At 41.0% G+C, this 556-nt stretch carries 1 protein-coding gene; it reads left to right on the top strand.

Features of this window, described 5'->3' with window-relative positions; all coding sequences use genetic code 11:
* Window positions 1-27: 27 nt before the first annotated feature.
* On the top strand, window positions 28-556 hold a 529-nt coding region (locus ACFS7Z_RS27400; RefSeq protein WP_377492736.1), incomplete at its 3' end, for a hypothetical protein.

Below are 556 nucleotides of genomic sequence, written 5' to 3'. Positions count from 1 at the left end.
GAAGTTACGAGGAATATAAAAGCAGTATTGGCTAAAATCTGTGAGGAGGGTCGAGAGCTGGGGGAAAATTTCCCTCAAATTGCATCAGCGATCAATAATGCCTTTGAAAGCCATTGGAAAGAGCTATTTGTCCCTGATCCTATCTTTAATGGTAAAAAAGTCGCGTTCCGGCGTCATAATAATGGGTTAGAGAGTAGCCATCGCAGAATAAGAAAGGCGATACGAGAGCGTACTGGCAGGTCAGAAACGAATAGCGAGATGGAACAATTTGGACACCTGTTAGCAATCCTCTCAAACTTATGGAACCCGACGTATCAGAAAGAAATATTACATGATGTGAAAGACCTTGGTTATTCCTTGAGTCAGTTTATAAAGGATCTTCCAAAACTACGAAAAGAATATCGCAAATCTAGAACTGGTCCCGAAATACCTATTGCTGATGAAAAAAGGATGGGCATTCTGGAAGATTTTATATACGTTTTAGAATCGGCTAAATCGTCCGATGAATTAGTCGATACTCTTCAAGCTATACTAGGCGTAGAGGAGGATATGGGGG

Source organism: Pontibacter toksunensis (assembly GCF_042686245.1).
In the GTDB taxonomy this organism is placed as follows: domain Bacteria; phylum Bacteroidota; class Bacteroidia; order Cytophagales; family Hymenobacteraceae; genus Pontibacter; species Pontibacter toksunensis.
This window is presented reverse-complemented; position numbering and strand designations above follow the sequence as displayed.